This is a genomic window from Microbacterium istanbulense (genome assembly GCF_037204145.1).
In the GTDB taxonomy this organism is placed as follows: Bacteria; Actinomycetota; Actinomycetes; order Actinomycetales; family Microbacteriaceae; genus Microbacterium; species Microbacterium istanbulense.
In genome coordinates this window covers 84083-108118 of record NZ_JBBDGN010000010.1, presented here as the reverse complement: position 1 = coordinate 108118, position 24036 = coordinate 84083, and the positions used below count along the sequence as shown (strand labels likewise).

Genomic DNA, 24036 nt, shown 5'->3' with positions numbered 1-24036 from the left:
ACTTGCAAGCCTCGCAACGCGGGGCGTTGTGGCCCAAACCTCGTCATCTGGCGGGCAACACGCACCGAGACCATCGGGTCTCGCCCTACAGCCTTCACCGGCTGCTCTCACGATCAACGCCCCTCCCACCGCAGTGGGAGCGCGAGGGTCGAACCGCGTGAGAGTGAGCCCCCGATGACCACCGTCGCCGATGATCCAACGGCCAGCCTGATCGACCCACCCCGAACTGCTGCCGTCGCAGTGTCCTACCTTCGGGTCTCCACCCGAGAGCAAGCAGAGAAGGGCGGGACCGACGAGGGATTCTCCATCCCCGCACAGCGCGAAGCGACCAGACGCAAGGCCGAACAGCTCGGCGCCGGCATCGTCGAGGAGTTCGTCGACGCGGGAGCCTCGGCCAAGTCGTCCGACCGGCCCGAGCTGATGCGGATGATCCAGTACGTCAAGGCCAACAAGGTCGCATACTGCATCGTCCACAAGGTCGACCGGCTCGCCAGAAACCGCGCCGACGACGTGAGCATCCACCTCGCACTCCAACAGTGCGGGGTCATGCTCGTATCCGCGTCGGAGAACATCGACGAGACGCCCTCCGGGATGCTGTTGCACGGCATCATGTCCACGATCGCCGAGTTCTACTCCCGCAACCTCGCCACCGAGGTCGCCAAGGGCATGACCCAGAAGGCCATCGGCGGTGGCACGAACGGGCGCGCGCCCATCGGGTACTTGAACGTACGCAAGCGCGACGAGCTCGGCCGCGAAGTCCGCACCATCGAGCTCGATCCCGAGCGAGCACCGATGATCGAGTGGGCGTTCAAGGCCTACGCCTCGGGCAACTGGAGCGTCAGCCAACTGCACGATGAACTCACCTCGCGCGGGCTGCGCAGTCTGCCCACACCGAAGCGGCCGGCGAAATCGCTGGCGGTATCCACCATCCATCGGCTCCTGACAAACCCGTACTACAAGGGCGATGTCATCTACCGAGGCACCCGCTACAAGGGCAACCACCCAGCGCTCGTGCCTGCCGAGGTCTGGTATCAGGTCCAGTCCGTGCTCACCGCGCACCAGTGCGCCGTCGAGGCAACCCAAGTCCACGGCCACTACCTCAAAGGCACAATCCACTGCGGCCAGTGCGGCTCCCGGCTCATCGTGTCCAACGCGAAGAACCGCCACGGGAACGTGTACTGCTACTTCGTGTGCTCCGGTCGGCACTCCAAGCGCACCGACTGCACGCGCCAGGCGATGCTCATCGAGGACGTCGAGAAGCTCGTCGAGGACTACTACACCCGTGTCCAGATCACGCCCGCCCAACAGGACGCACTCGCAGGGATGCTGCACCACGAGTTCGACCGGCTGATGGCCGCCGAAACCGAGGAACTGGAACGTCTCACCACCAACCGCGATCGGCTCGAAGGCGAGCAGGACCGGCTCATGCAGGCGCATTACGCCGACGCGATCCCGCTCTCAGTGCTCAAGCGCGAGCAGGACCGCATCGTCGCCGAGCTCGACCAAGTGACCCGCCGCATCGACGCCCACTTCGGTGACTACGCCGACGCCCGCGCCCACCTCGACGACGCCTTGGGCCTGCTCGCGAACTGCGCCGACATCTACGCCCGCTGCGACGACACCAACCGGCGGCTGTGCAACCAGGCGTTCTTCACCAAGGTCTTCATCGACGAGGACAACGAGCTGCGAGTCGAACACAACCGGCCCTTCGAGATGCTCCTCGATCCGCAGGTCAACGCCAACGCTCTGACCTGGGCCGCAGACGCGAACAAGGCCCGAACCTCGACCAACGTTTCCGTTGGCAAGGGTTCGAGCCTTGTGCGTTGGGTGGACCTAAGGGGATTCGAACCCCTGACCTCCTCGATGCGAACGAGGCGCGCTACCAACTGCGCCATAGGCCCTAGAACTTTTTCAGACTATCACGCACTCAGACAGCTGCTCGCCGCGCGAGAAGGTCACGCACATGGGCCTCGATCTCGGCATCGTCGACCATGCCCATCTGGGCGTATGCCGACGTGGCGGCGGGCTGCACCGGAAGCGCGGTGGGTGCCGGCGGCGCCAGCTCTTCCGCGCGGCGGCGAAGCTCGGCCAGGCGGATCGCCCGCTGACGTTCGTGCTGGGCGTCGATCTGAGCCTGCGCGACCTGGGCACGGGATCCTGCAACGGCAACCATGGGCTGCGGCAGCGGCCGGGGCGTCCAACGCCCCTTCTCCTGCGCATCCAACTGCTCACCCAGGGTCTGCGAGATTCGCGGAGCCGCTTGCTCGCTCGCCGCGCGGGGCTGCACACGTCGGCCGGCGCGGGCCGCCACGGACGCCATCCGGGCGAGCACGATCAGCGCGGCGATGCCGAGCGTCAGGCCGGCAACCCCGAGCATCCATCCACCCGTCGCGACGAACTGCCAGATGCCAAGTCCCAGCATCACGGCTGCGGCGACCACACACATGGTGGCCGTCAGCCGCACCCGGCGGCGTGCACGTGCCTGGCGAATGATGGGGTCGCGGCGAGTGGCGGCGAGTTCCTGACGCAGGCGTTCGAGTTCGGCATCCGCCTTCTCCGCCTGCACGCGCTTGGCGAGCTTCTGCTGGGCCACCGCCGTGCGGGTGTTCAGTTCGAGGCGCACCTCATCCGGTGTCTCGCTGGTCTCTGCCAGCACGCGCAGCGCCTGGTTCAGGCGCACCGCATTGCGCTCGGCGGCGTTGTACTGGTGCCGGCCGCGCCACGTCGGCATGAGATAGAGAGCCCACAGCAGCATGGCGACGAGGACGATCACGCCCCCACTCAGCACCGGCCCATCCATGTCACCCACGGTAGGCGACCGGCCGCAGAGTCGCACGTCACGACTTGGCGTGTCGGTGGGGAATTCCGTCAGCGCGCCTGCGCGGGAGGGATCGTGGCGGCATCCGCCGGTACGCGTCCCCCAACCCAGCGGGCGAGCACGCCCTCCGGCACGTCCTCGCGAGTGAGCGCGAACGCATGGTGATCGCGCCAGTCACCGTCGATATGGATGAACCGGCGCCGCAGCCCCTCGTAGCGGAACCCGAGCTTCTGCACGACGCGGAGGCTGGAGTGGTTCTCGGGACGGATGCAGATCTCCATCCGGTGCAGCCCGTACTCGGTGAAGCTCGCATCGGTCGCGAGGGCCACGGCGGTCGGGGTGATGCCGCGACCGGCGAAGCGCTCGCTCACCCAGTATCCGATCGTCGCCGAGCCCAGCGACCCTCGGGCCACGCCCCAGATGTTCAGCTGCCCGGCGATCTCACCCTCGTACTCCATGACGAAGGGGTAGCCACCGCCGTCGCGATACTGCTGCAGCAGGCGACGGATGCTGACGCGCATGTCGAACCCCGGTACGCCGCCGGGCACGGTCGCCTCCCAGGGCTGGAGCCACGAACGGTTGCCCAGTAGTTCGCGCTGCAGCACCCGGGCGTCTCGGGGCCGGATCAGGCGCAGGCCGATCGACCCGTACTGCAAAGGAGCCGCCGCATCGAGCTGCATGATCGTGGCGTATCTCAGAGTCGCTCGGCGAAGTCCTTCAGCCACGGACGCAGTTCCGGGCCGAGGTCATCACGGTCGACGGCCAGCTGCACGATGGCCTTGATGTAGTCGGCACGGTCGCCCGTGTCGTAGCGCCGTCCACGGAAGATCACACCGACGACGCCGGGGCCCTCCGCGTCAGCGGCCAGCTCCTGCAGCGCGTCGGTCAGCTGAATCTCGCCACCCTTGCCGGGCTCGGTGCGTTCGAGGATCTCGAACACCGACGGCGGCAACACGTACCGACCGATCACGGCGAGATTGGACGGGGCATCTTCTGTCGCCGGCTTCTCCACGAGGCCAGTGACCTTCACCGTGCCCTCATCGTCACCGGCTTCGACAGCTGCAGCACCATACAGATGGATGGCCGACGGATCGACTTCCATCAGCGCGATGACTGCGGCCCCCGTGCGCTCGTGAGCGGCGATCATCTCCGTGAGAAGCGGGTCACGCTCATCGATGAGGTCGTCGCCGAGCAGCACGGCGAACGAACTGTCACCCACGTGAGTACGGGCGCGAAGCACCGCATGGCCGAGACCCTTGGGTTCGCCCTGGCGAAGAAAGTGGATGTCGGCGAGATCGCTCGACTTCGTCACCCGCTGCAGACGACCGTGATCGCCCTTCTGCTGGAGTTTGACCTCGAGCTCCGGTACCGAGTCGAAGTGGTCGGTGATGGCGTTCTTGTTGCGCCCGATGATGACGAGGATGTCGTCGATCCCCGCCGTGACCGCCTCTTCGACGACGTACTGAATCGCGGGTTTGTCGACCACCGGCAGCATCTCCTTCGGCATGGCCTTGGTCGCCGGAAGGAACCGGGTACCAAGACCGGCTGCCGGGATGACTGCCTTGATCGTCTTCATGCCCACAGCCTAGTCGCGCATATGATCGGAGCATGTCACGCGAGGAGGAGCAGCAGAAGCGCGCCCTGCGAGCCGAGCTGCGGGAACGCCGCCAGCTTCTCTCCCCCGCCCAGCGCGAGGCCGCCGCCGCGGGCCTCACCGCCCAGCTGGATGCGCTCGTCGCCGCACATGAGGCAATCTCGGTGTCGTGCTATCTGTCCAGCACGACCGAACCCGGCACCTGGGAGTTCGTGCAGCGTGCGGTCGAGCGCGGCATCCGCGTGCTGCTGCCCATCACCCGCGCCGACGGCCTACTCGACTGGGCGGTAGCCGACGATTCCGGTGACGTCGCCGAAGGATTGTTCGGACTGCCGGAGCCGACCGGCGAGGTGCTCGGTCCGATCGCAGTGAACGACGTCGATCTGATGATCATCCCTGCCGCGGCGGTCGACCTCACCGGCACCCGCCTCGGCTGGGGCCGCGGCTACTTCGACAAGACGATCGGTTCCATGGAAGGATGCCCGCCGGTGTACGCGGTCGTCTATGATTCCGAGGTACTCGATTCGCTGCCGCGCGAGGTGCACGACCAGCCGGTCAACGGCGTGGTCACCCCCACCCGCACCATCAGGATCTCCCCCGCGCAGGCTTGATCCAGGAGGCCTCGTTGCCCACCTATGCCTACGCCTGCACGGCGTGCGACCATCGCTTCGACGCCGTGCAGAGCTTCTCTGACGACGCCCTCACCGTCTGCCCCGAATGCGGCGGTGCCCTGCGCAAGCAGTACGGATCGGTGGGCGTGACCTTCAACGGTTCCGGCTTCTATCGCACCGACTCGCGTAGCAATAGTGGCGCGAAGGCGCAGAGTTCGACATCATCTAAGACGGATTCTTCGACAGGGGCCAACCCGGCGCCCGCGAAGAGTTCCGCCTCAAGCTGAGGACATACACCACCAGTAGGGAGTTCCCGTGATTCAGGGATTCAAGGAGTTCATCACCAAGGGGAACGTCATCGACCTCGCTGTCGCTGTCGTCATCGGTGGTGCATTCACTGCGATCGTGAACGCCGTCGTGTCCTCGATCATCACGCCGCTCGTCTCGCTGTTCTTCAACGCGGATGCGACCGGCAAGGTCGGGATCACTATCCAGGGCATCTACGGCCAGCCGGTCACGTTCCCGATCGGCGAGCTCATCTCGGCGCTGATCAGCTTCTTCGCCGTCGCCCTTGTGGTCTACTTCGTGTTCGTCGTGCCGATGAACAAGTACAAGGAGCGCCAGGCCGCGAAGAACCCGGCCGTCGAGGAGGAGACCCTGCCGAGCGAGCAGGAGCTGCTCATCGAGATCCGCGACCAGCTGCGCAAGAGCAACGCCAGCTGACATCAGCATCGCACCAACAAGAAGGCCCCGTCCGCGGACGGGGCCTTCTTGTTGGTGCGATCATCAGTAGTGCGGCGGAACCTCCCGGCGCATCCGCTCGTCGTTCGGCCCCCCGGATGCCGGCGGCTCGGCGGCGGTCGCCGTGATCTCGGCATCCGGCTCAGGGATGGTGCCCTCGACCGCGGTCAGACGCACACGACGCGAGCCCGGCACTCGCTCCAGCCGCTGGCGTGGCTGGTCACTCATCGCCGTCGCCGAACGACATCGGCTCGGTGTCATGCTCGACACGCACGGCGTCTTCGTCGATGCCGAGGACGGTGGCGATGCGCTTCGCGACCGTTGCCGGATCGCTGTACAGATCGAAGGCGTGCACCCGCACGTAGTGCCAGCCCAGGCGGCGCAGGACATGCGGGCGCAGCCGCAGGCTCTCGCGCAACGACTCCGGGCGGGACTCGGGGTCGGATTCGATGACCACCGCCGTGCCGCCGTGCTGGGCGACCAGCGGCAGCAGCCCCCGGTAGTCGACGTCGACGGAGGCGCCGAGGCGGCGCAGCTCACGGGCGAGGGCCAGGGTGAGCGGATCGGCAAGGTCTTCGAGGCGAGCGTCGCGCGACCGCGCAGCAAGACCGCCGAGAATCGACATGAGCGTGGATGCCCCGTGCTCGAGGCGTCCTTCGTCGAACGCTGACGGGCGGATGCACGAGACGATCACCATCGAGCGGCGGGCACGCGTCATCCCGACGGTGAGCAGTCGCTCTCCATCCGGCAGCGACAGGTCACCGAAGTCGCTGAGCACGCGTCCGTGCTTGGTCAGGCCGTAACCCAGCGAGAAGATGACGCGGTCGCGGCTCTCGGCGACCGATTCCTCGAGCGTGAGCACTGCGAAGGGCTCGACCGTCTCGCGGCCGACGAAATCGGCGACGTCCGAGCGTCCGGCGAACGCCGCGGTGACCGCGGCACGCACGCGCTCGGCATGCCTCCGGCTGGCGGTGACGACCATGAGCGACTCGGTGGGGCGGTGCACGGCGTGCTCGACCGCGAGGGTGACCACGCGGGCGACCTCGGCATCCGGACTTTCGACGGCACCGCTGACGGGATCGGGCGCACCCACACCGCCCTCGACATAGTCGACGGTCAAGCTGCCCCGGCCGAGATACGAACCCGCCCACGGGAGCGACACGATCTCGCCACCGTAGAACGCATCGTTGATGAGCTCGGCGAGGTCTTCGCCGCCGGCACGGTAGCTGCGGGTGAGCGTCATCACCGGGAACAGTTCTGCGAGTCGTTCGAACACCGAAACATCGTCGAACGCGACTTCGGGCTCCCACTCGGCATCCGGGTCGGTGGCCACGTCGAAGGCCGACGGGCGCTGCGTCACCGGGTCCCCGAAGGCGACCACCTGTCGCGCCCGGCGGATCGCCGGTGCGGCTTCCGTGAGGTTGATCGCCGCGGCGTCGACCAGCAGGACGGTGTCGAACTCGATGCCCTCGGGGATCGATGGCACCTCGTACGGCGACGCGATCCACACCGGCGCAAGAACGCGGGTCAGCGTCGGGGCGACCGCGACGATCTCTTCGGGCGTTGCCTCCGAACCGGTCAGCGCGGCACGCAGGTGCCGGGCCTCGTCGGGTTCGTCGACGATGGCGATACGCCACTGGCTGGCGAGGTTCCACGCGAGCAACTGTCCGGCGAGGGCGGTGTGCCTCTCATCGACCAGGCGGAAGTCGCGCTCCAACCGATCGACCACGGCGGTGTTCGCACCGAGCAGTGCCCGCTCGTCTTGGAGGGCGCGCTCGAGCAGCGACTGCCACCAGGCGAACTCGAGTTCGTCGGCGACCCGCTCCTCGCGCACGTGGCGCACCGAGAGCTCGGCGAGCAGCGGGCCGAGACCGAGTTCGGCGAGCGAATCGCGGATGCGGGTGCGTTCGACGAGGTTGTCGAACACGTCCGACTTCGCCGCGAGGCCGGAGAGCGTGCGCACCAGGCGCGCGACGGGGAGTGCGGCGAGCGGCTCGCGGCGACCCAGCGCCGCATCCAACTCGCCGAGCTCGGCCGAGACGCGCTGCCATGCGACGTACACGTCGGCAAGCCCGAGGGGCACCTGGGGGGCGACCCCCGCCTCGACGTAGCGCTGCCACTGTGTGCGTTGCTGCTGAATCCGCAGCAACGCCTCGTGCATCTCCGAGACGTGCGCGCCGGGGCGCACGTACTCGCGGGCAAGCTTCTTCAACCGGCGACGGTTCGCCGCAGACAGGCCGGGCGCATCGCGGCGGGAGCCGTGCGCCTGGATCAGCTCGCCCAGCGGGCGTTCGAACACGGTCGGGCTGAAGCGGTCGAGCGAGTCGCGCATGCCCTGGAGCAGTCGCAGGTACTCGCCGAGCTCGTCGACGGTGGCGAACGGGCGCATGTTCGTCTGCGCGATCAGTTCGTATCCCCGTTCGAGCAGCGAAGGCACTTCGGTGCCGCTGAGGCGCTCGGCGAGAGCGTGCGTGGCGCGCGCCGCCTCGGTGGTCTCGAAGCTGACGCCGTACCACGGGGAGTCGTCGGGCCCGAAGCGGAATTCGCCCAGACGTGCAGCGCGCGTGAGCGCCTCGGCGGCGGGCCCGCGGTCGGTGGCGAGTCGCTCGAGTGAGTCCATGCTCAGGCGTGCGCTGGTCGAGGGCGGCGCCGGCAGCGATGCGAGGCGTGTGAGCTGCCGGGTCGCATCGAGCACGGATGCCCCGGTACGGCCGATCGGTGAGGTGAGCGCGCCGCGGTAGTCGCGCAGCACCGTGCGCAGTCGCACGAGTGCGTCGTCGACCTCGGTGACTTTCGGCTGAGTCGCCTTCTCGCTGCGCGTGATCGCCCGGATGAGATCTCGACGCACGCTCGTCGGCGAGATGGCGAGACCGTCCAGGCCGACGCCACTGAGTCTGTGTCGGATGCCGTCGAGCGTCGACCGGCGGGCGGAGACGACGAGGACGCGCTTGCCCGCGCGCACCGAGGCGCCCAGGGCGTTGATGACGGTTTGCGTGCCGCCAGTGCCGGGCAGCGTGGAGACGACGAGAGACTCGCCCGCGGCGATGCGCGCGAGAACCTGCTCCTGCTCGGCGTCGGCATCGAGCAGGAGGTTATCGGATGCCGGAGCACGGTCATCGGGGCTGGTGACGGTGGCCGGCGGACGCGGGGCGGTCACGCGCTCGCGATCGTCCTGGTGGCCGCCCAGGGCGTTGAGCACCGGATGATCGAGGCGGGAGAGGTCGCGGGCCATCGCTCCACTGACATCCGCGAAGGTCGACACGACGAGCCTTGGATGCACCGCGAAGGTGTCGAACGAGTGGGTCAGAGCACGCAACTCGTCGATCACCGGCTGCGGCTTGAAGATGCCGCCGTCGTAGGCCAACGCGGCCAGCGCCGCCGCATCCAGGGTCAGCCCGAAATGATCGCGCACGACGCGCACGAGCTCCGGGTTGACCTCGAAGGAGCCGTGCAACTTGAGCTCGTAGTCCGAGTGGTGACGGCGAATCGCCAGCGGGCGCAGCAGAACCGGCGCGGAGAAGTCTGCTCCTCCCAGCCGCCAGCGGGCCACGCCGACGGCGAGCCGTACGGCCTCGATGCCACGGACGGTGCGCAGCTCGGTGTTGCGAGCAGTGATGCGCTCTGCCGCCATACGGGCGGTGCGGAGCCCCACCTCGTCGCGGAACAGGTTCGAGAGCAGCGTCGAACGACCGGTGATGAACTGCGGCAGGCTTCCGGGGTGAGCCTTGGAGATGTCGATCCCGGCCTCAGGGGTGTCCCGGAAGGTGACGAGCGGCGACGGCCCGCCGAGATCTGCCGCCTCTGCGCGACGCAGCGTGCGCGCAGCCTCAGCGGCGTGCGCGATGTCGATCCCGGTCGAGGTCTGGTCGAATTCGCCCAGGGTCACCGTGACATCCTCTCCCGCGTCTTCCGCGGCTTTCGCCTCTCGTCGCCACACACCGTAAAGCCTAGGCGCGGTGCGGCCAGGGAGCGGTATCCCGGGCCGTTGCAAGCACATTCTCCGGCTTCTTCATCCACAGCGGGGGCCTCACAGACGTTCTCCCCAGCTGGCGGATTCCGGATGCCGCGGTCTCGCCCGTCAGGAGCAGGATGGTGGCATGAGCTTCCGCTACGACTTCGCCCCCACGCCGTTCGGTGATGCGCTGGCTGTGTTCTCGGACGAGGGCCTCGTGGGTTTCGATCTGTCCGAGGCCGCTGACCCGACAGTGCCGTGGCTGCTGGATGCGTTCGCGCGACGCGTCGGCGCGCCCCTCGACCCCGATCCGGGGGCCGCGGATCAGCTGGCGTGGTTGCTCGATGCGTACTTCAACGGCGACGCCGTGCGCTTCCACGAACAGGTGCGGTTGGACTGGTCGCTCGTCGATGGTTTCCAGCGCACGGCCCTGCAGACGATCTGCGAGATACCGTTCGGCGAGACGATGAGCTACGGCGAAGTCGCGGTCGTCGCCGGTCACCCCGGCGCCGCGAGGGCAGTGGGCACCGCGTGCCGTGAGACGCCGTTCTCGGTCGTCGTTCCCGTTCATCGCGTGATCCGTTCGGATGGCACCCCCGGCCACTACGGGGCCCATCCCGAGCGCAAGCGCTTCCTGCTCGATCTCGAACGCGAAGCCGGTTCGAGATCGTGAGGCCGGCGGGCGTCGGCGAGTAGGCCGCTGCGCCCGCCGGCCAGGCCCCACACGCCCCCACTGCGAGGACGCCCGGTGCTACCCTCGACCCGACGGAAGGGGCCCGCACGATGTCGTCGCCCTCGAGCAGCGAGGCCGCATGAGCGCCGCGCAGGAAACGGGATCAGACAACGATCTCGTCGCCGATGCCGTGCGCGAGCTCGCCCGGAAAACCCGCTTCCCCGTCACTTTCGGAGGCCTGATCGAAGACGGCGTCGTCTCCGTGACGAGCATTGTCGGCAACCGCACGCACGCCCTCGACGGGTTGAAGGTGCATCCCGACCGCGGGCTCGGCGGGCGGGCCATGATGGAGCTGCGCCCGCGGATGACGAGCGACTACCGCACGTCTCCGCACATCACCCACGACTACGACGTCTTCGTGCTGGGTGAGGGGCTTCGCACCCTGCTGGCGATCCCGATCGTCGTCGACGGCCGGCCCCGCGGTGTGCTCTACGCCGGCGCGTGGGAAGCGGTCGGCAATGCGGGCATCACCACCGCACCGGCCATGGAGGTGGCGCAGTCCGTCGCGACCGAGCTCCGCATACGCGATGAGGTGGCCAGGCGCCTGCGCACGGCGCCGGAGCAGGCCATTCTGCAGGCGACGCAGCGCGAGCAGCTGCGCGAGACGTATGCCGAGCTGCGCACCATCGCCTCAACGGTCACCGATGACTCACTGCGGCAACGCCTCTCGGCGCTGGAAGAGCGGCTGTTGAGCATCACTGATGAGCGACCCGCTGCCCCGCCGACCACGCCGGTAGCGGTCACGCACCTCTCGCGGCGAGAGGTCGATGTGCTCGCCTGCGCCGCTCTGGGCTCCACCAATGCCGAGATCGGTGCCGAGCTGGGCCTGCGCGAGGGCACCGTCAAGGCCTACGTTCGCGCGGCGATGTCGAAGTTGGATGCGTCGACACGGCACGCAGCCGTCGCCCGTGCGCGCAGGCTCGGCCTGCTGCCCTGAGCCACAACCCTGATCAGCGCCTGCACAGACAGAACCGGCCGACACCGGGTACGGTGAACTCAGATCGCGGAAATGGCGATCCCGGACGAGGTCGACCAGTACCCGGAAAGCGAAAAGACTGGTTCGAAAGGACCTGTCATGGCGTGGATCATTCTCATCATCTCCGGTGTTCTCGAAGCCGTCTGGGCAACAGCACTGGGCAAGTCCGAAGGCCTCACAAAACTCTGGCCCTCGGTCGTCTTCTTCGGCGGGCTCGCGCTGTCGATGGTCGGACTCGCCTGGGCGATGCGTGACATTCCCACCGGTACCGCCTATGCCGTGTGGGTGGGAATCGGAGCGTCACTCACGGTCGTCTGGGCGATGATCACCGGAGACACAGACATTTCATGGGTACGCATTCTGCTTCTCATCGGGCTGGTCGGATGCATTGTCGGCCTGAAACTGGTCGACGACGGCTCGCACTGATTCCTTTTGTCATCTTCTTGCCGCTGATATCTCGCGTCCGGTAATTTTGCAGGCATGGCCCGAAGAATTGTGCACCAGCTTGTTGACGACATCGACGGTTCGCTTCTCGAAAGCGGTGAGGGCGAGACAGTGAATTTCTCGCTCAACGGCGCCGCTTACGAAATCGACCTGAATTCCGCGCACGCGGATGAATTGCGTGCGGCCCTCGCGCCGTACATCAAGGCCGGACGCCGCGCGTCTGCGGCGGGCGCCGCTCGGTCGGCCACCACGCGCCGCCGCGCGAGTCGTTCCTCCGACACGGCCGAGATCCGCGAGTGGGCGAAGGCGAACGGTCACACCGTCTCGGAGCGGGGCCGCATCTCCGCCGAGGTGATGGACGCGTACCGCGCCGCGAACTGACGCTGACGAAGACGGCCGGCCACTGCCCTGGTGGCCGGCCGTCTTCATGCCCGCCGGTAGACTGGGCTGGCGCCTTCGTAGCTCAGTCGGATAGAGCAGCCCTCTCCTAAAGGGCAGGTCGCAGGTTCGAATCCTGTCGAGGGCACCACCGCCTACGCGCCGCGACGGCACGAATTACGCCGCGAGTGCCAGATACGGCTCCCACCGCGGGTCCTGCCGCTCCGCTCCTCGCACGCTCCACCCGGTTCCGTGGGGAGCGCGGGGAGCAAAGCGCAGCTCCCAGCCCATCTCCTGCGGCGTGCGATCGCTCTTGATGTTGTTGCAGCGCAGGCAGCAGGCCACGAGATTCTCCCAGGAGTCCGCTCCCCCGCGCGAACGCGGCAGCACGTGGTCGATGGTCGAGGCCGCCTTGCCGCAGTACCCGCAGCGGTGATCATCTCGGCGCAGCACGCCGCGTCGGGTGACCGGCATCCGTCTGCTTCTCGGCACATGCACGTAGCGCGAGAGGATGATGACCACGGGGCGCTCGTACGAGCCTCTGGCGGCCCAGACGGGGTCGTCCTCGGTGTGTTCGATCACCGTCGCCTTGTCGTTCATCACGAGCACCAGCGCTCTTTTGAACGACACCACCGCCAGCGGCTCGTATCCGGCATTCAGGACCAGTGTGCGCATCGTCATCCTCTCGATCCGCCGGGATGGCTTCCCGGCACTCTCGACTCACACGGCGACGTACTGACGAGGGCGACCGTGGGGACGAAAAAGGCGCTGTCTAGTGACAGCGCCTTGTGCGCTCGGCGAGACCGAGCCGTCCCTGCGGGCGATGCAGAAGAACCAGACGACCGAGCGCATCCATGGTGCGGATGCCCGGTATCGGTTCCATCGGCTTCTCCCGTCCCTACGACGACGCCCCCAGGCTAACCCATCCCTTCGCAGCCAGGGCGAACAGAGGGCAAACGCGTGGGGGCGTGTCTGTGGCGGGAGGTCAGCCGGCGTTGGCGGAGAGCCAACCCAACGGCTCGACGAGGGATCCGTTGACCTTGACTTCGAAGTGCAGGTGCGCACCGTACGAGTTGCCGGTGTTGCCGACCTTGCCGATGAACTGCCCTGCCGAGACCGACTGTCCGGCGCTGACGGCGCGGGTGCCGTTGGTCATGTGGGCGTAGGTGGTCGAGACGCGCTGGCCGCCGATGACGTGGTCGATGATGATCGCGACGCCGTAGCCGTAGTAGCTCTCGGACGAGATGCGGACGACGCCGCCTGCGGCGGCGAAGATCGGGGTGCCCGCATTGGCGACCATGTCGGCGCCATCGTGGCCGCTCTGCAGGGAGCGGCTGACGTAGTACGAGCCGGAGGGCAGCGGGTAACGAACCTGGCCGGAACCGGCAGCGACAAGCTGGAGGTCTGCGCTGCTGACGCTGCTGCTGGTTCCGCTGCTCTTGGCGGCTGCGGCGACCTTGGCGGCGGCCGCAGCACGCTCGGCGGCGGCTTCTTCAGCCTTCTTCTTCGCGATCTCCTCGGGCGTCGTCGCCTCGTAGGTGCCACGGTCGAGCGGGGCTGCCGTGGCCTCGGAAGCCACGACCAGCGACTGGGCGTCGTCGACGGCGAGCTGCTGCAGCGTGGTCGCGTCGGCGTCGGCGGGCTTGGTGGAGGCGTAGGCCGGGAGCGCGACCGCAGCGACGAGCGCACCGACCGCTGCGAAGATCGCCACCGTCCGCATCGGCTTGATGCTGCTCCGCTTCGCCGGGGACGCCTTGCGGACCCGTGCGGGGGAGTCTTGTTCAGCTGTCGTCGAGGGGGTGTCGATTTCTGCGGCCAAAAGGGAATCCTCCTGCGCCTCCGCGCTCTCGGGTGAGCGCCGGCTCGTCAGCAATGTCGTTAGTCGGGCGCGCACATAGCGCACGCCCGTTGGGCGAACTTCTCACGAAGAAGACGAGCCGGGGAGGCGATCTTCGTGTGCATCATCGACGGGCTTCTCGCCGATGACCCGTCCGACGTTACCCGAAGATAACGATTCTGTCACCCCGGGAACCTGGCAATCCGCCGGACACTCGCCGAGGGCGCGTGATCATGCGGGTTCGCCCACCAGGAAGATGTGCGATGCGAGCTCGACCGGAAGCTCCAGGCCCTCGTCCGCGCCGTCCATGTGGATGAGCACGTAGCCCTCGTTGTAGCGGTACTCACCGTGCGCACCAGGCACGACGCCGGCGTCACGCAACTGCTCCAGCAGCTCGGGGTCGACCTGTGCGGGCTCGGCGAGCCGGCGTACGGTGCCCTCGATCGTGCCGCCTTCGGCATCCAGCTTGCGGACGAGTCCGATCACCCCCTCGTCGAACGTGCGCGCGGGCAGGTCGCCGAGCTGGTCGAGGCCGGGGATCGGGTTGCCGTACGGGGACTCGGTGGGGTGGCCGAGCAGCTCGACCAGGCGGCGCTCAACCTGCTCGCTCATGACGTGCTCCCAGCGGCAGGCCTCGTCGTGCACGAAGGCCCAGTCCAAACCGATCACGTCAGAGAGCAGGCGCTCCGCGAGGCGATGCTTGCGCATGACGTCGACGGCCTTGCGGCGGCCGGCGTCGGTGAGCTCGAGTCGGCGGTCTTCCGAAACGATCACGAGGCCGTCGCGTTCCATGCGGCCGACAGTCTGCGACACCGTGGGGCCGGAATGGCCGAGGCGCTCCGAGATGCGGGCACGCAGCGGGATGATGTTCTCCTCCTCGAGCTCGAGGATCGTGCGCAGGTACATCTCGGTGGTGTCGATCAGGTCGGTCATGCTGGCCCTCCGGTGGTTGTTAGGTAAGCCTACCTTCCCCGCTTCGTCGCTGCGCGTCACGCGGACGGGGTGAGAAGCGCCACTCACCTACAATCGAGCCATGGCGATCGAGATCCCCCGCGAACTCCTGCCCGTCGACGGACGCTTCGGCTGCGGCCCGTCCAAGGTGCGCCCCGCGCAGATCGAGGCGCTCGCCTCGGTCGGCACGACGCTCCTTGGCACCTCGCACCGCCAGGCGCCCGTGAAGAACCTCGTCGGCAGCGTGCGCGAGCGCCTGGCCGGGCTCTTCCGCGTGCCGGAGGGCTACGAGGTGCTGCTGGGCAACGGCGGCTCGACCGCGTTCTGGGATGCCGCTGCGTTCGGCCTCATCGAGCGGCGCAGCCAGAACCTCGTCTTCGGCGAGTTCGGCGGTAAGTTCGCCGCCGCGGCCGCCGCGCCGTGGTTGGAGTCGCCCGATGTGCGCAAGGCGGAGCCCGGCACGGGCGCCCGCCCCGAGATCGTCGAGGGCGTCGACGTCTACGCCTGGCCGCACAACGAGACCTCCACCGGCGTGGCCGCGCCCGTCACCCGGGTGCAGGCAGACGGCGCGCTGACCGTCATCGACGCGACCAGCGCCGCCGGAGGCATCGACTTCGACGCCGCGCAGGCCGACGTCTACTACTTCGCACCGCAGAAGAACCTCGGCTCGGACGGTGGCCTGTGGTTCGCCCTGGCCTCGCCCGCGGCGATCGAACGTATCGAGCGCATCGCCGCATCCGATCGCTACATCCCCGAGTTCCTCAGCCTGAAGAACGCCGTCGACAACTCGCGACTGAACCAGACGCTGAACACCCCGGCACTGGCCACGCTGCACCTGCTCGACAGCCAGCTGGGCTGGATCCAGGACAACGGCGGTCTCACCTGGGCTGCCGCGCGCACCGCCGAGTCGTCTGGCCTGCTCTACGACTGGGCGACGGCTTCCGAGGTGGCGACGCCGTTCGTGGCGGATGCCGCAGACCGCTCCCCCGTCGTGGTGACGATCGACTTCGCCGACACCATCGATGCGGCGGCGATCGCGAAGGAGCTGCGCGCCAACGGCATCGTCGACACCGAGCCGTACCGCAAGCTCGGGCGCAACCAGCTGCGTATCGCGACGTTCGTCTCGATCGAGCCCGACGACGTGCGCCGACTCATCGGCTCGATCGACTACGTGCTCGAGCGCCTCGGCTGACACCGGACACAAGAAGAGGGGCGCCTCGGCGCCCCTTTTCTCATGCCACGACTTCTGCGTCTGACGCGAGCAGCTCACTCCTCGTCATCAGAGTCCTCGTCGTCGTCGGAGTCCTCGTCGTCCGCGTCCTCATCCTCGTCCGCGTCATCCGCGTCGCCTGGCGTCGGGTCGAGTTCGTCGATGTCGACACCGTCGAGATCACCCGCGTGGAGCAGGTCGCTGAGTGCAGCATCCGCATCATCGTCGTCATCGGTGTCGTCGTCTGCAGCGTCATCCGCATCCGCGTCGTCGTCCTCGTCGGGATCGGCAACCTCGGTGTCGTCGGCTTCTTCGGCCTCGGCAGCCGCCTCCGCCAGCTCCGCCTGGTGCGCGCGGTACTCGGCGAGTCGCTCGGCCCACGGCACCCAGTCCGGGGCCAGCAGCGCACCGTCGCCGGGCATGAGCTCGGCCTCGAGCACGGTGGGCTCTTCCCCGTCGACCTGGGCGACCGTCACCGTCCAGAACCACCCCGGGTACCCGGGCAGGCGGTTCTGGAAGCGGAGCGAGACGACGCCGTCGGCCTCGACACGGTGATCGGCGTAGGGGCCGACCGTCGAGGCGGGCGTGATCTCGTGCAACGCGGCGAGAGCGAGCTCCCGCGTCGCGGCGACCAGGTCGTCAGGCGTCGAGTTCATCGGCAACCTTGCGCAGCACCGCCGCGACCTTGCGGCCGTGGCTGGGCGAGGGGTACCGGCCGCGGCGCAGGTCACCGCCGACCTCGTCAAGCAGACGCACGAGGTCTTCGACGATGACGGCCATGTCGTCGGCGGGCTTGCGGTTCACCTTGGCGAGGCTCGGCGGCGCGTCGAGCACGCGCACGGAGAGAGCCTGGGGGCCCCGGCGACCGTCGGCCAGCCCGAACTCCACACGGGCGTTCTTCTTCACCGACACACCGGCGGGGAGTGCGGACGCGTGCAGGAAGACATCCTGACCGTCGTCGCCTGAGATGAAGCCGAAGCCCTTCTCGTCGTCGTAGAACCTGACCTTGCCGGTGGGCATGGGAGAACCTCGCTGAAGTGGTACGAAAACGTCGCGCGGCGGCGCGACCCCTCCAGCCTACCCGTCCTGCCCGGTGGGCAGACGATACGCTGAGTGCGATGAGCAGTCCGAAGAACGCCCCTGAGACACCGACGAGCCGGATCGACAGCATCCTCGCGTATGCGGCGCTGGGGCTGGCCGCCCTCTCAGTGGCGTGCTTCTTCGCGATCATCATCGGCACGGCACTGGGCATGACCCAGCAGGACTTCCTCGCCGGGGCCTGGCCGGTGGTCGCGGCCCTGCCGATGTACGGCCTGCCGTTGGCATTCATCTTCATCATTGCGCTGCTTGTGCGCAGCTTCGTGCGCAAGGGGCGTGCCGCAGGGCACTGACGGCGATGAGCACGTCTGCGCGCCCGCTGGCTGTTCGCCTCGCTGCGTCGAGCGACGAGCGGCTCGAGGCGCTGCTGCGCGCCAGGGGCGTGCGCCCGGATGCCCCCTGGAATGACTTCTTCGACGCTGCGGAGTGGCTGCTCGAGCCCGCATCGATCGAGCGCACGACGAGCACGCTGACCAGGCAGGAGGCGCGCGATCTGCAGCAGGCAGCGCGCGGTGCGGATGCCGGTGCGAGCCGATCCGCGCTGATCGACCTCGCTCTGCTCGACGACGAGGGCGCGGTGCCGCCGCCCGTCGCCGCCGTCGTCGCCGAGCGCGCCGATGTACCGGACGCCGATCCGGCTGTCCCCCCGGCGGCATCCGATGCCGAGACGGCGAGCGCCGCGGAACGGGCCTCGGCGACGGTGGGCGCCCTGGCCGACCTGTTGCTGGCCGCCCGCAACACCCCGCTCGCGCTGGTCGCCTCGGGTGTGCTGACGGCCGGCGAACGCCGCCGCATGGCGGAGTCGGGCATCGAGACCGGCACAGTGGATGATCTGCGCGCACTCGCGGTGACGGCGGGGCTGGCCCGCGCCGACGAGCGCGTTCTGGTCACCACGGCCGCCGCCGAGCAGTGGCTGGCGTCGTCGTTCGCGGTGCGGTGGGCGGTTGTGACAGAGGCGTTCCGCTCCGGGATGCCACGGGGCATCCGTTCCGGCACCGGCTGGATCGCTCCGGCGGCGTGGTCCGGCGCACACCCGTGGGATGCGAGCTGGCCGCAGGTGGCAGAGAGACTGCGGCGTGAAGCCCAACTGCTGGGGCTCGAGACGCCCTCGGGCGCCGAACCCGTCTGGGCGGCGACTCTGCGCGCCGGCGACGAGGCGGATACCGCGCCGCTGAGCGCTCTGCTCCCCTCGGAGATCGACAAGGTGTTCCTGCAGAACGATCTCACCGCGATCGCCCCCGGCCCCCTGCATCCTGCACTCGACAACCGGCTGCGCGCGATGACCCAGCACGATTCGGCGCAGGCGTCGTCGTATCGGTTCACCGCCGAGTCCGTCGCCAGGGCGCTCGTCGACGGCGAGACGGAGGCGAGCCTGACCGAATTTCTCTCGGCGCTCTCCCTCACCGGCCTCCCCCAGCCGCTGACCTACCTGCTGGCGCAGACCGCGGCGCGCCACGGGCTGGTGCGCGTGGCCCCCTATGAGGGCGGCGGCACCAGGGTGACGAGCGCGGATGCGGGGCTGCTCGCGGCAATCGAGGTCGACCGCGGGCTGCGTCCGCTCGGTCTGCTCCGCGAGGGCGATGCCCTCATCACCCGGGTCGGAGCGGAGACCGTGGCGTGGGCGCTGAGCGACGGCCGCTACCCGGCGACGCTGGTGGATGCCGACGGCGCCCCGGTCGCCACCGCCAGACGTCACCTGGCTGAGAGCCCCACACGCCCACACACCTCTTTTGCGCCCCTGATCGCCCGACTGCGTGAGCACCACGAGGTCGATTCGGATGCCGCATGGCTCGACCGGGAGCTGGATGCCGCCGTGCGCGCCCGCGCGGTGCTCGAGGTCGAGGTCGCGATGCCCGACGGATCCAGCCGAGCACTCGTGCTCGAGGCATCCGGGCTGGGCGGGGGGCGCCTGCGCGGCCGTGATCGTGCGGCCGATGTCGAGCGGACGCTGCCGGTGCGCAGCATCCGTTCGGTGCGGGTCGTGACCGACTGAGCCCCCTCTCCGCCAGCACGGTTAGACTGGTCTGCTATGTCTGATGGCCCCTTGATCGTCCAGAGCGACCGCACCGTGCTGCTCGAAGTGGCGCACGCCGACGCCGAGTCGGCCCGTCACGAGTTGGCGATCTTCGCCGAGCTCGAGCGCGCCCCCGAGCACATCCACACCTACCGGATCACCCGTCTGGGCCTGTGGAACGCCCGCGCGGCCGGCCACACTGCCGACGACATGCTGGAGACCCTCGACCGCTGGTCGCGCTTCCCGGTGCCGCCGTCGGTGTCGGTCGATCTGCGCGAGACGGTGAACCGGTACGGACGCCTGGTGATCGAGCGCGACGACGAGGGCGTGCTGTTGCTGCGCTCGAGCGACCCGGCCGTGCTCGCCCAGGTGGCGAACAACAAACGCATCCAGCCGCTGCTGATCGGCCACCCCAACCCCGACACCTACGCCGTCGACGCCTGGGCTCGCGGGCAGATCAAGCAGGAGCTGCTGAAGATCGGCTGGCCGGCCGAGGATCTCGCCGGGTACACCCCTGGCACGCCGCACGAGATCGACCTCGCCGAGGACGGCTGGCAGATCCGCCCGTACCAGCAGGATGCCGTGGATGCCTTCGCGAAAGACGGATCGGGCGTCGTCGTGCTGCCCTGTGGCGCGGGGAAGACCATCGTCGGCGCCGGCGCGATGGCGGCGACCAAGACGACCACGCTCATCCTCGTGACGAACACCGTCTCGGCCCGACAGTGGCGCGATGAGCTGCTCAAGCGCACCTCACTCACGCCCGAAGAGATCGGCGAATACTCCGGCCAGGCCAAAGAGGTCAAGCCGGTCACCATCGCGACCTACCAGATTCTCACCGCTAAGCGGAAGGGCGAGTACGCCCACCTCTCCCTGCTCGACGAGATGGACTGGGGCCTCATCGTCTACGACGAGGTGCACCTGCTGCCTGCCCCGGTGTTCAAGCTGACCGCCGATCTGCAGGCTCGCCGCCGCATCGGCCTGACGGCCACACTCGTGCGCGAGGACGGCCGTGAGGGCGACGTGTTCAGCCTGATCGGGCCCAAGCGGTTCGACGCCCCGTGGAAGCAGATCGAGGCGCAGGGATTCATCTCCCCCGCCGCCTGCTACGAGGTGCGCGTTGACCTCCCCGCCGATGACCGGCTCGAGTACGCCGCTGCGACCGACGATGAGCGCTACCGGCTGGCCGCCTCAGCCCCGGCGAAGATCACCGCCGTGCGCGAGCTGATCGCGAAGCACCCCGGCGAGCGCATCCTCGTGATCGGTCAGTACCTCGACCAGCTCGACTCACTGAGCGAGGCATTGAACGCACCGCAGATCACGGGCGCGACGCCGATCGACGAGCGCGAGGAGCTGTACCGTCAGTTCCGCGAGGGCGAGATCTCACTGCTGGTCGTTTCGAAGGTGGCGAACTTCTCGATCGACCTGCCCGAGGCATCCGTGGCCATCCAGGTCTCGGGGTCGTTCGGCTCCCGCCAGGAGGAAGCGCAGCGTCTCGGACGCCTGCTGCGTCCGAAGCAGTCCGGTCACACGGCGAGCTTCTACACCCTCATCGCGCGCGACACCGTCGACCAGGACTACGCACAGAACCGGCAACGGTTCCTCGCCGAGCAGGGGTACAGCTACACGATCCTCGACGCAGACGCGCTGGCCGCATAACCCTCAGTAGTCGGAGACGCCGTATCGCTCTGGCTCGCCCGACCGGCGGAATGCCCGCCCGGAGACGGACGTGGCCGTGATGCGGACGAAGTTGTACTTCAAGGTGGGGATCCACGGCGACAGCCCGAGCTCCTCGGCGGCCTCACGCTCGGCGAGATCCTCGATACGGTGCGCACGACCGCGTACGACCACGCTCCACGCGTCGGCGGAGGTGTAGTCATCCACCTCGAACAGCACCTCGTCGTTGACGGTGAGCTCGACGAGCTTGCTGCCCTCCGCCGTGCGGAACACCAACGATTCGCCGTCGGTGACGTAGTTCACGGGGAAGATGTCGAGCACGTTGCCGACGTGGGTAACCAGCCGGCCCAGTTCGTGAGCGCCCAGACGCTCCCAGGATTCCGCGTCGCTGAGTGTGCGGACCACTTCGCTGCTGTCTGCCATGGCTCAATCCTGGCGCGGAAACGGGCTTACCGGAAGACAATCAGCCCAGGCATCAGTGAAGTCACCATAATGGGGGCATGACTGATGCGCGCATCCTTGTCGTCGACGACGAGCCGAACATCCGCGACCTGCTCTCGACGGGGCTCAGCTTCGCCGGGTTCCAGGTCAAGACGGTCGCCAACGGCGCGGCCACCATCTCGGCGGTCCTCGAAGAGGAGCCCGACCTGATCATTCTCGATGTGATGCTGCCCGACATGAACGGCTTCAGCGTCACCAAGCGGCTGCGCGGGGCCGGATTCACCGCACCCATCCTGTTCCTCACCGCCAAGGACGACACGCAGGACAAGATCGAGGGTCTCAACGCCGGTGGCGACGACTACGTCACCAAGCCCTTCGCCCTCGACGAGATCGTCGCGCGCGCGCAGGCGATCCTGCGGCGCACGATGCAGGCCGACGAGGAGTCGCTGATCCGCGCGGGCGAGCTGTCGATGGATCAGGACACGCACGACGTCTTCGTCGGCAAGGTGCCGATCGAGCTCAGCCCGACCGAGTTCAAGCTGCTGCGCTACCTGATGCTCAACCCGAACCGGGTGCTGTCGAAGGCGCAGATCCTCGACCACGTATGGGAGTACGACTTCAACGGCGACGCCGGCATCGTCGAGAGCTACATCTCGTACCTGCGCCGCAAGATCGACCCGCACACCGAGGAGTCGCTGATTCAGACGAAGCGCGGCTTCGGCTACATGCTGAAGGTCGGCAAGGGCGCGTGACGCCCGGGGCGTGACGCCCATCGACGCCGACGACGGGGAGGACCGCATGGCGCACAAGCCGGACGCGGTCACGACCTGGTGGCGGCGGATCAGCCTGCGCGCGAAGGTGACCGGGGTGACGGTCGCGGTGCTGGCACTGGGCCTGGTGATCGCCGGAATCGGCACCGTGCCGATCCTGCGCAACGCGATGGTCAACAACATCGACACGCAGTTGCCGGCGATCGTCTCGACGAGCCAGGCCCAGCGCTTCTTCGACATCACGATCGACAACGGTGAGCTCGAGCTGTCCGCCCGAGAGAACGCGCCGCGCTCGGTCGACTTCGTGGCGGCGTTCTACGACGCCGCCGGCGATCCGCTGGCCGAGGTGGGCGGAAGCGATCAGGCCAGCGCGCGCCCGGTGTTCCCGACGACGTTCTCGCTGCAGAAGGCGTCGCTGCTCGGCGATCAGGTGATCACGCTCGAGTCGCCCGACGGGTCCGACTTCCACGCCTCGGTGTCCGCGCAGGAGGTCTCGGCGGGCAATTACTACGTGCAGGTGGTCGCTCTGCCCCTGGAAGAGGCCGATCGCATCGTCGCGACGTACTTCGCGGTGTACACCACCGTGGCGCTCGTGACGATCCTGCTCGCGGCCCTGCTCATCCGCGGGCTGGTGACTCTGACCTTCCGGCGTCTGACCCAGGTGGAGTCGACGGCCATGTCGATCGCCGCAGGCGACTTCAGCCAGCGGCTGACCGACCTCGAGCCGACCACAGAGGTGGGGCGCCTCAACGCCGCCATCAACACGATGCTCGACCGCGTGGACGGATCCCTCGCGCAGCGCGATCGCACGGTGCAGAACATGCGGCGGTTCATCGGCGACGCCAGCCACGAGCTGCGTACCCCGCTGGTGAGCGTGCGTGGGTACGCCGAGCTGTATCGGATGGGAGCCATCCGCGGTGAGGAGGACACCGCCAGGGCGATGGAGCGGATCGAGAAGGAGGCGATCCGGATGGGTGTGCTCGTCGAGGATCTGCTGGCGCTCGCCCGGCTCGACGAGGAGCGCGAGCTGGAGATCGTGCCGCTGGATCTGCGCCCCATCGCGCGCGACGCCGCACTCGACGTGCGGGTGGCCGCGCCCGGGCGCACCGTGACGGTGATCGACCGGACCGCCGACGGTGAGCGCACACCCACCGCGCCGACACCGATCACGCAGGAACCGGCTGCGCCGCGGCGGCCCGGAGTGTCGCTGGCACGCCTTCGCCGCCGCACGAAACCGGCTGCGGAGATGCCGTCGATCGACTTCACCGAGGCAGAGGACGCCCCGGTACGCACACCCCCGATCGTGCTCGGCGAGGAGAACAAGGTGCGCCAGGTGGTGGCAAACCTGCTCGGCAATGCCCGTCGCTTCTCGCCCGAGGACAGCCCGATCGAGATCGTCGTCAGCGCCGACCGGCGCGCCGGCCGCGGGATGATCGCCGTGGTCGACCACGGCGAGGGCATCCCTCCGCAGATCCGCGACCAGATCTTCGAACGCTTCTGGCGTGCCGACACCTCACGCGCGCGCGAGACCGGCGGGGCAGGCCTGGGGCTCGCGATCGTCGCCTCAATCGTCAGCTCGCTGCACGGATCGGCGCGCGTGGACGAGACACCGGGTGGTGGCGCGACATTCACGGTCGCGCTGCCGCTGGCACCGCCGCAGTCGACTCCCGAGCACCTGCTCGAGGAGACGCAACCACTGCAGCGCCTCGACCTCGACCTCTAAACCGCCGCTTCGTTCTCCCCAGCCTCCGCGTTACCGGAGTTGTGCACGGATACCGGCAAACGCGCGCTGCT

At 68.3% G+C, this 24036-nt stretch carries 25 protein-coding genes, 2 tRNA genes, 1 pseudogene and 1 riboswitch; of the genes and pseudogenes, 15 read left to right on the top strand and 13 right to left on the bottom strand.

The genetic code is table 11. The features are described 5' to 3' along the window. Positions 1 to 174 precede the first annotated feature (174 nt). A pseudogene (locus WDU93_RS11375) lies at positions 175 to 1215 on the top strand (recombinase family protein); the annotation flags it as partial. Between the two features lie 243 nt (positions 1216 to 1458). On the opposite strand, the gene WDU93_RS11370 reads toward WDU93_RS11375, so the two are convergent. From WDU93_RS11370 to galU, 5 genes are all read right to left on the bottom strand, one after another. Beyond that, positions 1459 to 1698, bottom strand: coding sequence for a hypothetical protein (locus WDU93_RS11370; RefSeq protein WP_337320682.1), 240 nt, complete (start codon positions 1696 to 1698; stop codon positions 1459 to 1461). 130 nt (positions 1699 to 1828) lie between these two features. Beyond that, positions 1829 to 1901: transfer RNA gene (locus WDU93_RS11365), tRNA-Ala, on the bottom strand. Positions 1902 to 1927: 26 nt separating this feature from the next. Beyond that, positions 1928 to 2800 carry an AAA family ATPase gene (locus tag WDU93_RS11360; protein WP_337320680.1) on the bottom strand — a complete coding sequence of 291 codons (873 nt, stop codon included), beginning with the start codon at positions 2798 to 2800 and terminating at the stop codon, positions 1928 to 1930. Positions 2801 to 2868: 68 nt separating this feature from the next. After that, positions 2869 to 3498 (bottom strand): GNAT family N-acetyltransferase, encoded by a 630-nt coding sequence (locus WDU93_RS11355; RefSeq protein ID WP_337320677.1) that lies wholly within the window; start codon positions 3496 to 3498, stop codon positions 2869 to 2871. Positions 3499 to 3512: 14 nt separating this feature from the next. Next, positions 3513 to 4394: a UTP--glucose-1-phosphate uridylyltransferase GalU gene (galU, locus tag WDU93_RS11350; RefSeq protein WP_420064067.1), complete on the bottom strand. Its 882-nt coding sequence runs from the start codon at positions 4392 to 4394 to the stop codon at positions 3513 to 3515. 32 nt (positions 4395 to 4426) lie between these two features. On the opposite strand from galU, the gene WDU93_RS11345 reads away from it, so the two are divergent. Genes WDU93_RS11345 through mscL form a run of 3 tightly spaced genes read left to right on the top strand, consistent with a single transcriptional unit; the run spans position 4427 to position 5746 of the window. Beyond that, positions 4427 to 5023, top strand: coding sequence for a 5-formyltetrahydrofolate cyclo-ligase (locus WDU93_RS11345; RefSeq protein ID WP_337320673.1), 597 nt, complete (start codon positions 4427 to 4429; stop codon positions 5021 to 5023). A gap of 14 nt (positions 5024 to 5037) precedes the next feature. Beyond that, complete coding sequence (locus WDU93_RS11340) at positions 5038 to 5310, top strand: FmdB family zinc ribbon protein (protein WP_337320672.1); 273 nt, start codon at positions 5038 to 5040, stop codon at positions 5308 to 5310. A gap of 28 nt (positions 5311 to 5338) precedes the next feature. Further along, a complete protein-coding gene (gene mscL, locus WDU93_RS11335) occupies positions 5339 to 5746 on the top strand; it encodes a large conductance mechanosensitive channel protein MscL (RefSeq protein ID WP_337320669.1) in 408 nt (135 codons plus the stop codon). Positions 5747 to 5809: 63 nt separating this feature from the next. Here the strand turns inward: mscL and WDU93_RS11330 are convergent, their stop codons facing one another. Both WDU93_RS11330 and WDU93_RS11325 read right to left on the bottom strand, forming a co-directional pair. Continuing rightward, positions 5810 to 5992, bottom strand: a complete 183-nt coding sequence (locus WDU93_RS11330; RefSeq protein WP_337320667.1) for a hypothetical protein — start codon at positions 5990 to 5992, stop codon at positions 5810 to 5812. Next, positions 5985 to 9761: an AAA family ATPase gene (locus WDU93_RS11325; protein ID WP_420064066.1), complete on the bottom strand. Its 3777-nt coding sequence runs from the start codon at positions 9759 to 9761 to the stop codon at positions 5985 to 5987. The genes WDU93_RS11330 and WDU93_RS11325 overlap by 8 nt, the downstream gene beginning before the upstream one ends. 100 nt (positions 9762 to 9861) lie before the next feature. Here WDU93_RS11325 and WDU93_RS11320 point away from each other — a divergent pair, with 100 nt between their 5' ends. The 5 genes from WDU93_RS11320 (at position 9862) to WDU93_RS11300 (ending at position 12398) form a co-directional block, all read left to right on the top strand. Then, positions 9862 to 10389 (top strand): methylated-DNA--[protein]-cysteine S-methyltransferase, encoded by a 528-nt coding sequence (locus WDU93_RS11320; protein WP_337320664.1) that lies wholly within the window; start codon positions 9862 to 9864, stop codon positions 10387 to 10389. A gap of 139 nt (positions 10390 to 10528) precedes the next feature. After that, on the top strand, positions 10529 to 11386 hold the full coding sequence (locus tag WDU93_RS11315) for a LuxR C-terminal-related transcriptional regulator (RefSeq protein ID WP_337320662.1): 858 nt from the start codon (positions 10529 to 10531) through the stop codon (positions 11384 to 11386). Positions 11387 to 11445: 59 nt separating this feature from the next. Next, positions 11446 to 11513: riboswitch (guanidine-III (ykkC-III) riboswitch) on the top strand. Positions 11514 to 11524: 11 nt separating this feature from the next. After that, on the top strand, positions 11525 to 11851 hold the full coding sequence (locus WDU93_RS11310; protein WP_337320660.1) for a DMT family transporter: 327 nt from the start codon (positions 11525 to 11527) through the stop codon (positions 11849 to 11851). A 54-nt stretch (positions 11852 to 11905) separates the two neighbouring features. Next, positions 11906 to 12250 (top strand): histone-like nucleoid-structuring protein Lsr2, encoded by a 345-nt coding sequence (locus WDU93_RS11305; protein ID WP_337320658.1) that lies wholly within the window; start codon positions 11906 to 11908, stop codon positions 12248 to 12250. Between the two features lie 71 nt (positions 12251 to 12321). Beyond that, positions 12322 to 12398, top strand: a tRNA-Arg gene (locus tag WDU93_RS11300). A gap of 26 nt (positions 12399 to 12424) precedes the next feature. On the opposite strand, the gene WDU93_RS11295 is transcribed toward WDU93_RS11300, so the two are convergent. The 3 genes from WDU93_RS11295 to WDU93_RS11285 all read right to left on the bottom strand — a co-directional run bounded on the left by WDU93_RS11295 (position 12425) and on the right by WDU93_RS11285 (position 15017). Beyond that, the gene (locus WDU93_RS11295) at positions 12425 to 12922 is read right to left on the bottom strand and encodes an HNH endonuclease (RefSeq protein ID WP_337320656.1); all 498 of its coding nucleotides are present in this window, start codon (positions 12920 to 12922) and stop codon (positions 12425 to 12427) included. Positions 12923 to 13232: 310 nt separating this feature from the next. Next, complete coding sequence (locus WDU93_RS11290; RefSeq protein WP_337320654.1) at positions 13233 to 13967, bottom strand: M23 family metallopeptidase; 735 nt, start codon at positions 13965 to 13967, stop codon at positions 13233 to 13235. A gap of 348 nt (positions 13968 to 14315) precedes the next feature. Next, complete coding sequence (locus tag WDU93_RS11285; RefSeq protein ID WP_337320652.1) at positions 14316 to 15017, bottom strand: iron-dependent transcriptional repressor DtxR; 702 nt, start codon at positions 15015 to 15017, stop codon at positions 14316 to 14318. Between the two features lie 100 nt (positions 15018 to 15117). Here WDU93_RS11285 and serC point away from each other — a divergent pair, with 100 nt between their 5' ends. Continuing rightward, positions 15118 to 16227, top strand: a complete 1110-nt coding sequence (gene serC / locus WDU93_RS11280) for a phosphoserine transaminase (RefSeq protein WP_337320650.1) — start codon at positions 15118 to 15120, stop codon at positions 16225 to 16227. 74 nt (positions 16228 to 16301) lie between these two features. Here the strand turns inward: serC and WDU93_RS11275 are convergent, their stop codons facing one another. Both WDU93_RS11275 and WDU93_RS11270 read right to left on the bottom strand, forming a co-directional pair. Beyond that, entirely contained in the window at positions 16302 to 16901 is a 600-nt protein-coding gene (locus tag WDU93_RS11275) for a DUF3027 domain-containing protein (RefSeq protein WP_337320648.1), read from the bottom strand. After that, positions 16885 to 17265: a cold-shock protein gene (locus WDU93_RS11270; protein WP_337320646.1), complete on the bottom strand. Its 381-nt coding sequence runs from the start codon at positions 17263 to 17265 to the stop codon at positions 16885 to 16887. The genes WDU93_RS11275 and WDU93_RS11270 overlap by 17 nt, the downstream gene beginning before the upstream one ends. A gap of 98 nt (positions 17266 to 17363) precedes the next feature. Between WDU93_RS11270 and WDU93_RS11265 the strand changes: the two genes are divergently transcribed. The 3 genes from WDU93_RS11265 to WDU93_RS11255 are packed head-to-tail and all read left to right on the top strand — an operon-like array spanning position 17364 to position 21013. Beyond that, entirely contained in the window at positions 17364 to 17636 is a 273-nt protein-coding gene (locus WDU93_RS11265; protein ID WP_337320645.1) for a multidrug ABC transporter ATPase, read from the top strand. 5 nt (positions 17637 to 17641) lie between these two features. Further along, the gene (locus WDU93_RS11260; RefSeq protein WP_337320643.1) at positions 17642 to 19336 is read left to right on the top strand and encodes a helicase-associated domain-containing protein; all 1695 of its coding nucleotides are present in this window, start codon (positions 17642 to 17644) and stop codon (positions 19334 to 19336) included. Positions 19337 to 19372: 36 nt separating this feature from the next. Beyond that, positions 19373 to 21013: a DNA repair helicase XPB gene (locus WDU93_RS11255; protein ID WP_337320641.1), complete on the top strand. Its 1641-nt coding sequence runs from the start codon at positions 19373 to 19375 to the stop codon at positions 21011 to 21013. 3 nt (positions 21014 to 21016) lie between these two features. Here the strand turns inward: WDU93_RS11255 and WDU93_RS11250 are convergent, their stop codons facing one another. Next, positions 21017 to 21454 carry a pyridoxamine 5'-phosphate oxidase family protein gene (locus tag WDU93_RS11250; protein ID WP_337320638.1) on the bottom strand — a complete coding sequence of 146 codons (438 nt, stop codon included), beginning with the start codon at positions 21452 to 21454 and terminating at the stop codon, positions 21017 to 21019. A gap of 77 nt (positions 21455 to 21531) precedes the next feature. On the opposite strand from WDU93_RS11250, the gene WDU93_RS11245 reads away from it, so the two are divergent. Both WDU93_RS11245 and WDU93_RS11240 read left to right on the top strand, forming a co-directional pair. Continuing rightward, positions 21532 to 22224, top strand: a complete 693-nt coding sequence (locus WDU93_RS11245) for a response regulator transcription factor (protein WP_337320636.1) — start codon at positions 21532 to 21534, stop codon at positions 22222 to 22224. 46 nt (positions 22225 to 22270) lie between these two features. Continuing rightward, the gene (locus WDU93_RS11240) at positions 22271 to 23965 is read left to right on the top strand and encodes a sensor histidine kinase (RefSeq protein ID WP_337320684.1); all 1695 of its coding nucleotides are present in this window, start codon (positions 22271 to 22273) and stop codon (positions 23963 to 23965) included. Positions 23966 to 24036: the final 71 nt, after the last annotated feature.